General features: G+C 55.5%; 8 protein-coding genes. 4 read left to right on the top strand and 4 right to left on the bottom strand.

Features of this window, described 5'->3' with window-relative positions:
* Positions 1 to 78: 78 nt before the first annotated feature.
* Positions 79 to 6522 (bottom strand): inverse autotransporter beta domain-containing protein, encoded by a 6444-nt coding sequence (locus OSH03_RS15855; RefSeq protein ID WP_266179549.1) that lies wholly within the window; start codon positions 6520 to 6522, stop codon positions 79 to 81.
* A 503-nt stretch (positions 6523 to 7025) separates the two neighbouring features.
* Between OSH03_RS15855 and OSH03_RS15850 the strand changes: the two genes are divergently transcribed.
* From OSH03_RS15850 to OSH03_RS15840, 3 genes are all read left to right on the top strand, one after another.
* Positions 7026 to 8984, top strand: a complete 1959-nt coding sequence (locus tag OSH03_RS15850; protein ID WP_266179548.1) for a S8 family serine peptidase — start codon at positions 7026 to 7028, stop codon at positions 8982 to 8984.
* Positions 8985 to 9362: 378 nt separating this feature from the next.
* The gene (locus OSH03_RS15845; protein ID WP_061099136.1) at positions 9363 to 9800 is read left to right on the top strand and encodes a hypothetical protein; all 438 of its coding nucleotides are present in this window, start codon (positions 9363 to 9365) and stop codon (positions 9798 to 9800) included.
* Between the two features lie 16 nt (positions 9801 to 9816).
* On the top strand, positions 9817 to 11583 hold the full coding sequence (locus OSH03_RS15840) for a lytic polysaccharide monooxygenase (RefSeq protein ID WP_266179547.1): 1767 nt from the start codon (positions 9817 to 9819) through the stop codon (positions 11581 to 11583).
* Between the two features lie 118 nt (positions 11584 to 11701).
* On the opposite strand, the gene OSH03_RS15835 is transcribed toward OSH03_RS15840, so the two are convergent.
* Both OSH03_RS15835 and OSH03_RS15830 read right to left on the bottom strand, forming a co-directional pair.
* Positions 11702 to 12451: a prepilin peptidase gene (locus OSH03_RS15835; RefSeq protein WP_266179546.1), complete on the bottom strand. Its 750-nt coding sequence runs from the start codon at positions 12449 to 12451 to the stop codon at positions 11702 to 11704.
* Positions 12452 to 12496: 45 nt separating this feature from the next.
* Positions 12497 to 12715: an ANR family transcriptional regulator gene (locus tag OSH03_RS15830; protein ID WP_120247323.1), complete on the bottom strand. Its 219-nt coding sequence runs from the start codon at positions 12713 to 12715 to the stop codon at positions 12497 to 12499.
* Between the two features lie 167 nt (positions 12716 to 12882).
* Between OSH03_RS15830 and OSH03_RS15825 the strand changes: the two genes are divergently transcribed.
* Positions 12883 to 14079, top strand: a complete 1197-nt coding sequence (locus OSH03_RS15825; RefSeq protein WP_266179545.1) for a hypothetical protein — start codon at positions 12883 to 12885, stop codon at positions 14077 to 14079.
* Here OSH03_RS15825 and OSH03_RS15820 read toward each other — a convergent pair.
* Complete coding sequence (locus tag OSH03_RS15820; protein WP_061099140.1) at positions 14042 to 14569, bottom strand: cytochrome b; 528 nt, start codon at positions 14567 to 14569, stop codon at positions 14042 to 14044. The genes OSH03_RS15825 and OSH03_RS15820 overlap by 38 nt on opposite strands.
* Positions 14570 to 14621 lie beyond the last annotated feature (52 nt).

Genomic DNA, 14621 nt, shown 5'->3' with positions numbered 1-14621 from the left:
AGAAATATTCGACAGGTAGGATTCAGGGGGGCTTATGCCCCCCTGTTTACAAAAACACCTCAGAATGAATTAACGTGTTTACCAATCACAGCTACTTGAGCCCGTATTTTTAAACGTTTTTGATTCCGTCTTTCCTCTGATACCGTCTTTATTAACTGGCGTCACATAAAGTGTGACTTCCCCCCAGTAGCCTAACGTAACGCCTTGTACGTTGGAAACCACAGTGCTCCCCCACTTCCACTGAAATATCGTGTTGCCTTCAGACGCACCGCCATTCGCATTGTAAGTGTACGTTGCCGTTATTCTGTTACAGGCTCCGGTTCTGCCGCTGTAGCCCAGGTTTGTAACGAAAGGCGCAGGCTTAGATCTTATGGTAACAGCGCCACTAAAGGCCTCGGTGCCAGATAAGGACTGCCCTGAACCTTTAGGCGTCACGGCCACCCGCACGTCATAGCCCGCATAGCTGTCCGGCAGCGTGAACGTTTTTGCCGTGCCGCCTGCGACATCCCTCCACGTCTGGCCATCCTTCCACTGCCACTGGAAGCTGGAGATGTCCGTACCGGCCCCGTTTGCTGTGAAGGTGTATTCCGCCCTCAATGTCTGCCCCACCTCCGGCGTGCCGGAGATCCTCAGCCCCGTCACAGACGGCATACCATACACCGCTACCGCCGGGCTGTTCTGTACCGCACCGGTCAGCGACGGCTGGCTGCTGCCCTTCGGCGTTACCATTACCCGCACGTTGTAACCTGCATAGCTGTCCGGCAACGTGAACGTGCTTGCCGTGCCGCCTGCAGCATTCTTCCATGTTGCACCATCCTGCCACTGCCACTGGAAGCTGGAGATGTCCGTACCGGCCCCGTTTGCCGTGAAGGTGTATTCCGCACTCAGGGTCTGCCCCACCTTCGGCGTGCCGGAGATCCTCAGGCCCGCCACAGACGGCGCGTCATAGGCTGCCATCGTCGGACTATCCTGTACCGCACCGGTCAGCGACGGCTGGCTGCTGCCTTTCGGCGTTACCACCACCCGCACGCTGTAGCCCGCATAGCTGTCCGGCAGCGTAAACGTTCTTGCCGTGCCGCCTGCGGCATTCTTCCATGTTGCGCCATCCTGCCATTGCCACTGGAAGCTGGAGGCGTCCGTACCGGCCCCGTTTGCCGTGAAAGTATATTCCGCACTCAGGGTCTGCCCCACCTTCGGCGTGCCCGAGATATGCAGATTGGTTATTGACGGCGCACCATAAGCATCCACCGCCGGGCTGTGCTGTGTCTCGCCCTGCAGCTGAGGCTGGCTGCTGCCCTCCGGAATTACCGTCACTTTAATACTGTAACCCGCATCCTCGGTCCGGAGGGTGTATTCCCGACCCGTGGCTCCCTCGATCGGCATCCAGCTGGTTCTCTCATACCTTCCCCAGATAAAGGTGGATTTATCCGTACCGCTTCCGTTTGACGTGAAGGTGTATTCCGCCCTCAGGGTCTGCCCTACCTTCGGCGTGCCGGAAATCTTCAGGCCCGACACCGACGGCGCGCCATATACCGCGACCGCTGAACTTTCCTGCGCCACTCCGACCACAGCCGGGTGACTGCTGCCCTTCGGCGTCACCACCACCCGCACGCTGTAGCCGGCATAGCTGTCCGGCAGCGTAAACGTTCGTGCCGTATTGCCAGCGGCTGCCGCATTCCTCCATGCCTCTCCGTCCTTCCACTGCCACTGGAAGGTGGACGCATCCGGCCCGGTGCCGTTTGCCGTGAAGGAGTATTCCGCCCTCAGGGTCTGCCCCACCCTCGGCGTGCCGGAGATGTGCAGATTGGTTACCGACGGCGCGCCATAAACGTCTACCGCCGGGCTGCTCTGTACCGCTCCGGCCAGTGCCGGATGGCTGCTGCCCGTCGGCGTCACCACCGCCTTAATGCTGTAACCCGCATCTCCGGCCTGGAGGGTATATTCCCGGCTGTTGGCCCCATCGATCGGCATCCAGCTGGTTCCCTCGTATCTCGCCCAGATATAGGTTGAGGCATCGGCACCGCTTCCGTTCGCCGTGAAGGTATATTCCGCCCTCAATGTCTGCCCCACCTCCGGCGTGCCGGAAACGTGCAGATCTGTCACCGATGGCGCACCGTAAACATCTACCGCCGGGCTGTGCTGCACCGGCCCGACCAGCGACGGCTGACTGCTGCCCTCCGGTATTATCGTTACTTTAATGCTGTAACCCGCATCTCCCGCCTGGAGGGTGTATTCCCGGCCGTTGGCCCCTTCAATCGGCATCCAGCTGGTTCTCTCATACCTCGCCCAGATATAGGTTGAAGCATCCGCACCGGTTCCGTTCGCCTTGAAGGTGTATTCTGCCCTCAGGGTCTGCCCCACCTCCGGCGTGCCGGATGTGCGCACGTCCTCCACCGCTGGCGTGCCGTAAGCCGTCACCGCCTGGCTCTCCTGGATCGTTCCGGTCAGCGACGGGTGACTGCTGCCCTTCGGCGTCACCACCACCCGCACGCTGTAGCCCGCATAGCTGTCCGGCAGCGTGAACGTTCGTGCCGTATTGCCAGCGGCTGCCGCATTCTTCCAGGTCTCACCGTCCTTCCACTGCCACTGGAAGGTGGACGCATCCGCCCCGCTCCCGTTTGCCGAGAAAGTGTATTCCGCACTCAGGGTCTGCCCCACCTTCGGCGTGCCGGAGATATGCAGGTCTGTCACCAACGGCGCGCCGTAAATCTCCACGTCGGATTCGCCTTTTTTGCCGTTGACCGTGGCGCTCACCGTGATGGTTCCACCGGTATTTTTCGTGGTGACGGTCATCATCCCTACGCCTCCGGTTCCGGTGATGGCGCTGGTTTCCCCCCGGGCCACCAGCTCCGGTTTGTCGATATCCCAGACAATCGCCTCGCCTACTACCGCACGGCCAAAGCGGTCCTTCGCCGTGGCGGTGTAGGTAATGGTGTTCAGTCCGTTAGCCTCCACGCTGGCCGCGCTGGCAGTGACCGTCACGGCTGACGCCTTCCCGATGACCGGCTCCGTTTTCGACGACGCCTTATAGCCCTCTTTTTTGGCCGCGTTGGTGGCGGTTACCGCGACAAACAGCGTTGCCCCTGTATCCTGCTCTGTCAGGGTATAGCTGGCCTCTTTCGCACCGCTGATGCCCCCGGACACGTTGTTTATTTCACGTCCCCACTGGTAGCTCAGCGTCACCTCGCCGCCGCCGTTCTGCTCCACGTCAACCTTCTCAACGCTTACCGTGTCACCCACCTTCAGCCCGGCGGTTTTGCTCAGCGTGATGCTTTTGATCGTCGGAATTCCCTGCAACGCCACGCCGGACTCGCCTTTTTTGCCGTTGACCGTGGCGCTCACCGTAACGGTTCCGCCGGTATTTTTCGTGGTGACGGTCATCGTACCCGAGCCTTCTGTACCGGTGACGGCGCTGGCCTCTCCCCGGCTCACCAGCTCCGGCTTGTCGATGTCCCAGACGATCGCCTCGCCCACGACCGCACGCCCAAAGCGGTCCTTCGCCGTGGCGGTATAGGTAATGGTGTTCAGCCCGTTCGCATCCACGCTGTCCGCGCTGGCGGTTACCGTCACATCTGACGCCTTCCCGGTGACCGGCTCCGTTTTCGACGACGCCTTATCGCCTTCATTTTTGGCCGCGTTGGTCGCGGTCACCACCACAAAGAGAGTCGCCCCCGTATCCTGTTCCGTCAGGTGATAAGTGTCCGACGTGGCGGCATCGATCTCCCCCTCGTCACGGTGCCACTGGTAGCTCAGCGTCACCTCACCGCCGCCGTTCTGCTCCACGTCCACTTTTTCCACACGTACCGTGTCGCCCACCTTCAGCCCGGCGGTTTGGTTCAGCGTGATGCTGCGGATAATCGGGTAACCGTTGAGCGTCAGCTGCGTCGCTTGTTTTTGCCCGCCAATGTCGACCTCTATTTGCGCATTGCCCCCCGCTGATGCGGTCGTAAACGTGGCCGTCGCTTTGCCTTCTGCATCGGTTTTTTCAACCGCGTTGCTCAGCGCGCCAAACTGCTGCGTGATGAGCGTCCACGTTACGGGAGCGTCCGGTACGCTATTGTTGTGCTCATCCAGCGCGATGGCGGTCAGCGTCGAAGTGCTGCTCCCATTGGCATTCAGCGTATCTGGGGTACCTTTAAGCTCGATATGATTCACCTTCCCGACATTCACACTGATGATCTTCTGCACATCACCGGCGGAGACTTTCACCTCCGATGGCGCTTTTTCAGGTACGACCACGGTTGCACTGGCAATACCGTGCTCATCGCTGTCTCCGGTGGGCGCTTCCCGGAACTGACTCCCTTCTATCCGCCAGGTGATGGCCTGTTTACGGCTGATAACCGCGTTATCAAACCGGTCATACAGCCGCGCGCTGACGGTTTTATCCTCACCGCCTGCAACCGCGTTTTCCGGGACGTCCAGCACCACTTTTGCCACCGGACCCGGCTCAAGGCTTACGGGCGCTGACGGGCTACTCACGGTATCTACCGTGGCGTTCACCACCCACTTTTCTGCTGCTTTTTGCGGCGCGATAAGTGCGATGGATGCTCTTCCCTCGCTATTCGTTTTGCCGCTCAGGGTTTCACCGTTACTGCTCCACGTGACGTTTTTCTCAACCGTCAGAGGCTTACCATCCTGATCGGTAACTTCAATCGTGAACGTCTTTTCTGTGGCAACTTCTGCACGCTCGGGAGACTCTACGAAGCGGATGGCAAGCGGGTGGGCAAAATCGACAACCAGCGCCATCTTCTCCTGCTGAGCATTGTTATCACTGGCGGTGCTCAGGGTCTGGCTCCCGCCAGGCGGGATCAGCGAGGCCGTGATTTCATCTTCACCATCCGCCATGATGTTTTCTATTTTTACCAACGCCTGACCGTGCTCATCGGTGCGTACGCTGTTTTGCGACAACGAGCCAAGCGAGTTCCTGCTCTGCCAGTACACCATCTGTTCGGTCAGAGGGGAGCCCTGACCGTCTTTCACCTCGGCTAACACCAGCAACGCCCCGTGACTCTCTTCGAAGAACTTCACGCTGCCGTCACGGCGGATCTCACCGGGTGAAAGCAGATGATCGATACGAAGGGTAGTTATCGTTGCGCTACCGGTAATTTTCGCCGTTCCGCTCTCCCCGGGTATCCCTTTTTTGTTGAACGGTGTGACTTCAAAGATCACGCTTCGGGCCATATCACGCGTTTGCACCTCATACGTAGCACTCCCTTCCTTCAGCGTCTCGCCTGATACTGCGTCATACCACCGCAGCCGGGTTTGCTCAGGATCTTCATCTTCCCCTTCATTGCTTTTATAGAGGTAACTTCCCTCCAGGATCTTGCCGGGTGACATGACACCCTTAATGGCAACGTTTTCGACGGAAGGGGCAAAATCGCCCGGCGTAACGGTCAGGTGATAGCTGGCGGAACTTAGCACGTGCTCCGGATCGACAGGTGACGTTTCCGTCGCGGTGATGGTGACATCGCCCCGATGCGTTGGGTTCACCAGACCGCTGCCCGGCTCCACGGTAGCGATCGCCGTACTGGAGGAGGTGTAGCGAATGACGCCCCCCTGCCCACCTTTCACCGCGTGAAGAAGCGGCACGCCAGCCTGCGTGGTTTTTTCCGTAGGGCTGAAATAGAGGCGTCTGTCTTTTTCTTCCTGCTTATAGGCAAGAACGATGTTGTTATTACGGGTGACGAACTCCGTGCGGGACTGCATCAGCGATGGCAACGCCGCCGCATTTTCACTTGCCAGCATCTCGGAAAGTTTTCGGCCAAACTCCCAGTGGAAATTCAGCCCCACAGAGAAGTTATCCCGCTGGCCGCTAATCATGCTCTGCTCCGCGCTGATCCCCACCAGCGGCACAGGTTGCCACTTAAGCCCGAGGTTAAGCCCGTGAGGATTGTGGCTGGCTTCGCTGCGGCTGCCGTTAACGTCCACTTTGTCGCCATACCACTGGAACCAGCCCAATTTGAGCGCAACGTGCTGTGAAAGGGCCGTCTCCAGATTGAGATCCCAGCCGCGGGCGGCACGTTCATACAGTTCATAGCGGTCGGGATCGTCATTAAACATGCTGTCGTCAGAATGACGCCAGCCGCTCAGAGGCAGGTAGTAGTTCGCGGACGCACGAATCCCATCGCTCCACAGCTCGGCGCCTGCCCCCATTCGGTTATGGTGGCGCGTGACATCCTGATCGAAAAAGAGGTTTCCACCCGCCATCAGATGCGGGTTAAAAGTATGTCGCCAGCCCAGGCCAACGTTAAGGATATCGCGCTCGTTCCACCGGTGTGCGCTCATCTGAGTGAACAGAATGTCGTGTTGCCAGATTTTAACCGGCCACAGATAGTCCAGCCCAAAATCGCGGCTCTCGCTCCCGCCAATACCGACGTCTGCCGTAACGCGGGCTTTCCCGCCGATATTGTTTAACCACGCTTCCACTTCCTGGGTTAACGCGGCATTCACCTCGCTGTTTGCCGCACCGCGCAGGGCATCGCCCGCGCCGTTTTGTTGGGCGCTTCCCCACATGCCGGCCATTTTATCCCGCAGGGGTTGATTGCTTTCGCTTTCAACGGTTGCGTGAGTTTCAGTTTGCGCCCGCGCGACGGGGGGAACCGTGAGTAAAAAGATGGAAAATAAATAATGTAAGAGGATTATCCACACGGATAATTTTTGACGTAAAGAACAGTACGAAACACCGGGCATTGTGACGCATCCCTTATTAATTAAACTCCCTGGTTAGTGATATTAAGTTCCAGATAATTCCTAAACTCCATACAGCACTCAGGAGATGTTCATGAGATTTTCCGTCTCTCATTAAATTCAATAGTTACGCGTTGATGTTTAAAAACTCTTTCAGCCTGCTTCATAAATCCCTCAGCCTAATTTCAGCCTTATATTTTCCGGAGCAGGTAATTCTCAACACCGACCAGACACCTCGCAATTTTATTGCTGACCGTCTCCTTATGCAGGTTTTCCCCTAATGGCAGGATGCTCCCGGCAATACTCTGGATGTCATTTTTATAAGGAAGATCGTTGACATGAATAAAACTGGACTGGCCCTGCTTATTTGTGCACTACTGAGTGCTCCCGCTTTTGCGCAAAATGCCGTCACGCACGAGCAAGCCTGGGAAGGCACTTCGTATCTCTCCGTTATCGTGAAATTAAAACCCGGCACGACTCTTAATAAGTCTTCACCCTTCTCATTACGCGACAATACCCTCACCGTGAGTCCGTTATTTACGGCAAATCATTTGCGCAGCAGTGAATTAAGCGAGATGGATGCGCTTAATGAACGCTACGGCTTTAATCGTTATTTACGTATAGCCCTGCCAGCCGATAAGCAACATGACGCAGCCTATATCAATGGCGTAATTAATGAACTGGCGACGCGACAAGATATTGAGCTGGCTTACCCGGAATCCATGCCGGTGTCGCTGGAAAAGGGTGTCAATGCTCCCGACGTGCCGCCCTATTCCGGGCTGAGCTATGCCCTGAACAGTGCCAGCCAGGCCACCGTCCCGGATTTTCGTGGATTGCAGGATTACAGCAAATCGCCAGAGGAAAAACGGCCCGGCTACTATATGGGTGGCGTTAATCGCGACAGCGTGAGTCAGTATTCAGGGCACGATGGTAGCGGCATTTCGCTGGTCTCAATGGAAAACAACGCGTGGAATACCAGCCATGTGAATTTGCCGCCGATCGATTTCCATGAAGGTGATAATCGCTATACGCCAGGTGAAGATCACGACACCAGCTCCGTCGGGATTATGGCGGCGAAAGATATCAATGCGGGCATCAAAGGCCTGACGTGGAACGCCCGTATGGGATACGTCAAATGGCAGGCCAATAATCTCTACAATATGATCCCCAGACTCCAGGCAGGCGATGTGGTGCAAATTGGTATGCAGACCGGCGGAGGGGATGTGACAGGCTGCACCTCCTCTTGCTATGTCCCGCAGGAAAACGCTCCAGCCTATTACGACGTGATAAAAGCGCTGACGGATAAAGGAGTGCACGTTATTCAGGCGGCAGGCAATGGCAATATCAACCTCGATCACGCCGGATTTAATGGAAAATTTGACGTTAAGAAGCGGGATTCCGGCGCGATCATTGCGGGCGCGTTTTGTGCAAACAATGGCAAAAAAGCCTCTTTCAGCACCTATGGCTCACGCGTGACCAGCGCCAGCTGGGGCTGCTGGGATGTGGTTACGACGGGTTACGGCGGTTTGCATAGCATAAAAAATGCGGAATACACCTCTAGTTTCTCCGGCACGTCCTCCGCGAACCCGATTATCGCAGGCGTGGTCGCCAGCCTGTCGGCCATTGCAAAAGCTCACAATATCACCGTCACGCCTCAACAGATGCGCTCCATCCTGCAGGAAACCGGTACACCTTTAGCGGCAGGGGATTCAGCGAAAGTAGGTACTCACCCAAATATGGCGAAAGCGGTAGCCAGGATTCTGGAACTCAAAGAAGAAGAGCAGGAGGAAGTAAAGGCAGTGCCTGGAGAAAGCTTTACCGTTACCGGCACGACCGATTCCTCCCGGGCGTATCAGTTAGACGGGAGCGCCAGCAAGAATGCCGTCTCCTGGAAATGGACCATCGACAAAAACAGTGCAGACAAATTCTGGCTACAGGAGAAACATGCCGGAGGCTGGATACGTGAATTTTCAGGCCCTACCGTCCGGGCACTCATTCCCGCTAATACTGACGGAGAAGCAACCTACTGGTTAACCGTGACGGGCAAAGACGGAAGCGTGAATTCTGAGAAGATCACCGTAACGGTGAAAAAACCGCAGTTACCTGATATTCCTGATGACGGCGCAGAAGCGTATAACCCACGGATCGCCTACCCGGTGAAATGTACCCGCGTATCGCATAACGGCAAAATCTGGTTGAATCAGTGGTATGTCAACGCAGGACAAGAGGAGCCAGGAAGCGGCGGTGAGTGGGGGGCATGGCGAGCGTCGGATGCAGCCAATAATAGCTGCCCTTAAATACCCTTTTGGTTAACATAATAGTAAAGCCTGGATATAAGCCAGGCTTTATTTTATTAACTCAACGCTCAGGAAAACCGTAAAAAAGACATTTCTTAACAACCGTACTCGCTCAGATTTTACTAATAAGCTAAAGGACTGAAATTGGCAGTACTATTTCATACCCTGTCGCGCTCCGCCCTCTTTACAGCACGAACGGTCGCTCTTCTCTGCCGAAACTCCCCGACTCTTAATGGCTCAGAGAAGTCTCTTATTCAAGCCGGCTGTCTCCTCCCGTTACTATTTGTCCCTGTTATCACACGGTAATAACGCCTTTTTTACCTGCGCTGCAGGTGAGATTTACCTCTCGTTATTGTTCAGTAATTAATAAGGGAACTTATGAAATTAACAGGATCTGCTTTTGTCCTTGCCACTTTACTGGCAGGGGCGGGCGTCAGCGTTTCAGCTAACGCCGCCACGACCTCGCCATCGGCAAACTGCGAACAGGGTCATCAGAACTGCATGAAAGAACTTGGTTCACTGGAACGCGCCGTCAACGGTGTGAAAGTGAAGGTCGTTGAAGGGCAAACGATTCGTGCGCGCTTCTTTAACGACGGAACCGAACTGCCAAACCTGGAAACGCGCGTCACCATTCTTGCTGGCGAAGAGGCCCACTGGTCCTACGCCCTCGCCCAGGCTATCAACCAGCAGCACCCCGAACTGCGTGCCGGTTTCAGGCACAGCAACGGCGAGATTACGCCCGATGAGTCGCAGCCAAATAAGGTGTATGCCAAAGAGAACAACCCCCTCAGTCACGTAGAAGTGTCCTTCAATTAATTCAGGGAAGATTATTTTGAAACTACTCAAGATGAATAATATTACGTCGGCGTTAGCCGTGGCATTGATTGGCATGTATTCCACGGGCGCACTGGCGCATGGCTATGTTTTTGAACCAAAATCCCGTTCGGTGGTTCATTTCCCGCCGATGAATGATAAAGGTGAACATAGTAACGTATGGCCTGCTGACGCCGTGGAAGCGCCGAAGCTCCCGGCTGGCAACGATATGAGCCCAACCCCGATCGCTAACGAACAGCTCTTCCAGTTCCCGCCGGATGGAAAACTGGCAAGCGGTGGTTCAACGGCAAGTCCGGACTTCAGCAAGCTGGATGACGAAAAGCAGAATACCTACAACAACCCGATGTCTGCGGGCCCGCACCAGTTTAAATGGCATTTACCGGCTAAGCACCGCACCACCTATTTTACCTACTACATCACTAAGCCGGACTGGCAGTCTGTTCCGGGTGCGGATTCGCGCCTGACCAGGGCGATGTTCGAAGATAAGCCATTCTGCCATAAGATTTATACCTATGCGCCAGGCAACCCGTCGGCCGATATTTCGATCCCGACAGGCTTCGAAACTCACACCTGTGATGTACCGGAGCGTGAAGGTAAACAGAAAATTTATGCCGTCTGGCGCGTGCGTGATACCGATAACGCATTTTATCAGATGATCGACGTTGATTTCGGCGGTGAAGTCATTAGCAAACCGGTGGCCAACGTCACGCCATCCAGCCATAACCTGTCAACCAGCGCGCTGTCGCTGGACGGTAGCGCCTCTACGGGGAAAGAGCTGAAGTACAGCTGGGCCGTCACCAGCAATGCCGATAAGGTCATTCTGGAAAACAGCACCAGCGCTAAAGCCAGCATTCGCCTGAAGGCTAAACCTGAGAGCGATTTTAGCGTCAACGTTAAGCTGACCGTCACCAACGATAAAAACGTGAGTGACTCAAAAACCGTTACCCTGAATGCAAAGGCTGAAGCGGATAGCACGGCACCGGTAGCGAAGGCAGGCAGTGACTTCACCGTTAACAGCAACAGTGAATCCCGAGGTTATGATCTTAACGGTTCCGCAAGCGTCAATGCTGAAAAATATCAATGGACTATCGTTTCCGGTCAGGACTTTGGTGCTTTGCAGGTCGCTAACGGTGGCGAATGGGTTTCAACCGTCCACGCGGCAAAAGCCCGCGCGCTGATTAAACCTGGCAAAATCGGTAAAGTGACCTATCGCCTGACGGTAACGGCCAAAAATGGCAAAACCAGCACCGACGATATCACCGTGACCGTGAAGGATGCACAGCAGGCTTCTGATGTGCAGATCAATACGGGCAACAACCAGGACACCATCGTTGGCAGTGACATTATTGCTGCCGCCGTCGTGTCAAAAAACAATGATTCCTTAAAGGGGTCAAAAGTTGAATGGTCCGCACTGAATCACGCCGATAAGATTCAGATCTCGTCACCAAATGCGTTCAGCACCAACCTTATGGGCAAACATCCGTATACCGACAATGTGGACGTGACGCTGCAGGTGAAAGTGACGGCGCCTGATACCGGTAAAGTCTCCACGGCAACGAAGGTGATCAAGCTGCGCCCGGCGCAAACCGATGTAAAAGCCTGGGATCACAGCAAGACTTACAAGACACCTTGTGAAAAAGTGAGCTATGAGGGCAACATCTGGCTGAACAGCTGGGAAACCCGAGGCGTTAAGCCAGGTTCCGATGGCGAGTGGGGCGTCTGGAAGAAAGAAGGTGCTGCCAACATGCCTAAAGAATGCAAATAATACAGTAAGTTAACTCTGGCCGGGTCTTCACCGACCCGCGCCTGACATTGTCATTCCCCCATGACGCACTCGTTAACTATTTTGCGCCGGAAATCGCCCCTTCGTTCCGGCGCTTTTTTTATCGGTACAAGATCACCCATCCTATCGCGGCGATAATCGGATACGGGCCGAAGGGAAACGGTTGACCGGGCTGAATCCGCAACAGAATCAGCGCCGTGACCAGCGCCAGCAGGGTCGAGGCAACAAAAACATCCAGCAGCGCCAGCGGGCCAAGCCACGCCCCGATCGCCGCCAGCAGTTTCATATCCCCCATCCCCATCCCTTCATGGCCGCGCAACAAACGGAACAGCAAAGAGAGCGTCCAGGGCACGCCAAAACCCAGCAGAGCGGCGATGACTGCCTGCACTGGCTCCACCCGGCTATAGCCGCTGACGGCAAACGCCAGCGACATCGCCAGCAGCGGGAGCGTCAGACGGTCGGGCAGGAGCATGGTGCGCAGGTCAATAAACAGCAGCGGCAGCAAAAACGTCACCGCCAGCACGTCGAACAGGCTCTGCGGCGTGACGCCCTGCTGCCAGATAATCACCCCGTACAGCAGCGCCATGAGCCCTTCAACCAGCGGATAGCGCCACGATATCGCCTGACCACAGCTGGCGCAGCGCCCGCGCAGCAGCAGCCAGCCAATCAGAGGAACATTGTGGCGAAATTTAATGGGGTGTTTACAGCGTGGGCAATGGGAAGCAGGCCACGATAAAGAGAGTGCTTCACCGTGGAGAATCAAGGGGAGCCGATAAATGATGACATTGCAAAAGCTGCCGATAATGGCGCCCAAAAAAACGCTAAAAACGAGTATTACACTCTCAACCATGGTTCCACACTCTGAGGGACATGCAATCTCCGATAATAGCAGAGACTATTCGTTATATTTAGGCAGCCTGTTTGCACGTAAAGTACAAAAGTCTCCGCGCAAGTTCGCCCATTCAATATTCAGATGCGCTTTTGCATATTGTGCCGCTTCTTTCCACAATAATGCCGCAATATGCCACTCCTTTCCCTGCTCATGTTCTGCCGCTCGTGAAGAAAGTGAAAACCACAGGGTAGCAGGATCGCGTTTGTCGCTTTGCCAGTCCATCGTTAAGCCCTTTAGAAAAAATCCCAGCGTATCAATAGCGACGATAAAATAATTGAGCTTAAAATGATAAATACCTGAATAACGCTGAATGCCTCAGTGGGAGAACAACGCTGATTACCAATATTATCCGCTGGCTGGCCTTTTCGGGTCTCTACATCCTGCTGGCATTGCTGAGCTTTCATACGCGGGATAGCTGGAGCCTCTCCACCACGCTCTGGCTTCCGGCGCCGCTGCTTTTCGCCGCGTTATGGCTGACGGCCCCGCGAGAGTGGCCGCTGTGGCTGGCTACCGCGGGCCTGCTGCATGTGTTCGTTGGCGTCTGGATAGGCCGCCCGCTCACGCTGGCGTGCCTGTTCGCCCTCTTCGACGTCGCGATATTTCCGCTGTGCGTCGCCGTCTTTCGTCTGAATGCGCAACTGCCTGCGCTGCGTTTTGCGCGCAGGCCGATTATTGGTGAACTGATCTACCCCCTGCAGTTAATCTTCAGCATTTTTTGCGGCAGCCTGCTGCTTAATCTGGCGCTGTTACTGTCAGGGTATCCGATTGCGCCACTGCATTTTTTTTCCTGGGTGCTGGCGGCGTTAACCGGCATTCTCGCCATTCTGCCGCTGCTGCGTGAGAGCAAAATGCCGTCGCACCAGCGGTTTAACGGGCGGGAAGCTCTGCTTCTTGCCGCGAATACCCTTGTGCTGGTGACGGGCTACTTTTTCCTGCCACCGCTCTGGCAGGGGCTCAACCTGCTGCTGGTGCAAACGACGGTGGTTTTACTGAGCGTGTTTGCGCTCTCCGGACGCGGTGTTGGCGCTCTGCTGCTTATTCAATACCTGATTGTGGTGCTGGCGACCCAGCAGCGGGAAGGGATTTTTTACACGCTAACGCCCGATCTTATCCCCGCAATCTGGCAGGCGCAGTGGTATCTGGTATTTTCGGCGATTTTTGCCAACTGTTTATATCAGTACCGCCGCTGGATCCAACAGCAACAGGCACTCGCGGCCAGCACCAGTGCCATCATTATTCGCCTGTCGCAGACGGGTTCATGCGTCGTGTTTCGCCTCTCGATGCCGGAGGAGGAGATTCGCTGGCAAGGCAGCACGGAAGCGCTGTTCCCTGGTGAGGAAAAGACGCTGAGCACCCTGACGCTACTGGACGCACACTGCGATACGCCGTTCCTGCCCGATTTTCGCGCCTGGTACTCACAGCAACGTGAAAGCAGCTTTGCCCGGGAAGTTGTTCTGCAAACGCTGCACGGAAGGCAGATGCGCGGGATGGTGATTTTTCACAGGATCGGCAATACCGCGCATCTGATGGGGGGAGTGAGCCTCTTTCTCACAGCATCCGCTGCAGAATCTCCCGCTGCCCGCTAAAGGTGTATTTCAACACCGCCGCCACATGCCCAAGCAGAATTACGCCCAGCAGGATGCAGCTATAGCGATGCACCTGGAAGAAAAACGCATTCACTTCGGCGATGGCAATCGGGCGGGAAACCGGCACCAGGCCAAACAGATTGTAATCTTTTTGCAGCATCAAAAAACCGCTAACCAGCACCACCATAATAGTCAGATAAAACAGCTCATGAATAAACACCACCAGCTGTTTTTTACGTCCGGCCACCGTTGCCGGATAGGGTACCGAAGGGCGGAAGAAACGCCAGACGAAGCGCACTATCATGATGGGCGTGGCGATGGTACCAAGCGACATATTCAGCACGGAAAAGAAGGTAAACCAGCGGGTTCCTTCGAGCGCGTGCAGAATATAGCCCATGCACATCGCGTAGATAATAACGGCTGCGACCACCCAGTGCAGAAGGCGAGAAAACCGATCGTAACGTTTGGCAATAACCAGAGAAGTTTGCATAGTCGTTGTCCTGTAAAACAAACAGCACGGCTCCCTGCGAAGCCATGCTGTT

The organism is Enterobacter nematophilus, from assembly GCF_026344075.1.
Classification (GTDB): Bacteria; Pseudomonadota; Gammaproteobacteria; order Enterobacterales; family Enterobacteriaceae; genus Enterobacter; species Enterobacter nematophilus.
This window is presented reverse-complemented; position numbering and strand designations above follow the sequence as displayed.

Coding starts and splice junctions, on each gene's coding strand:
- OSH03_RS15855 (WP_266179549.1), bottom strand. CDS start 6,522: ATGGCCGGCATGTGGGGAAGCGCCCAACAAAACGGCGCGGGCGATGCC.
- OSH03_RS15850 (WP_266179548.1), top strand. CDS start 7,026: ATGAATAAAACTGGACTGGCCCTGCTTATTTGTGCACTACTGAGTGCT.
- OSH03_RS15845 (WP_061099136.1), top strand. CDS start 9,363: ATGAAATTAACAGGATCTGCTTTTGTCCTTGCCACTTTACTGGCAGGG.
- OSH03_RS15835 (WP_266179546.1), bottom strand. CDS start 12,451: ATGGTTGAGAGTGTAATACTCGTTTTTAGCGTTTTTTTGGGCGCCATT.
- OSH03_RS15830 (WP_120247323.1), bottom strand. CDS start 12,715: ATGGACTGGCAAAGCGACAAACGCGATCCTGCTACCCTGTGGTTTTCA.
- OSH03_RS15820 (WP_061099140.1), bottom strand. CDS start 14,569: ATGCAAACTTCTCTGGTTATTGCCAAACGTTACGATCGGTTTTCTCGC.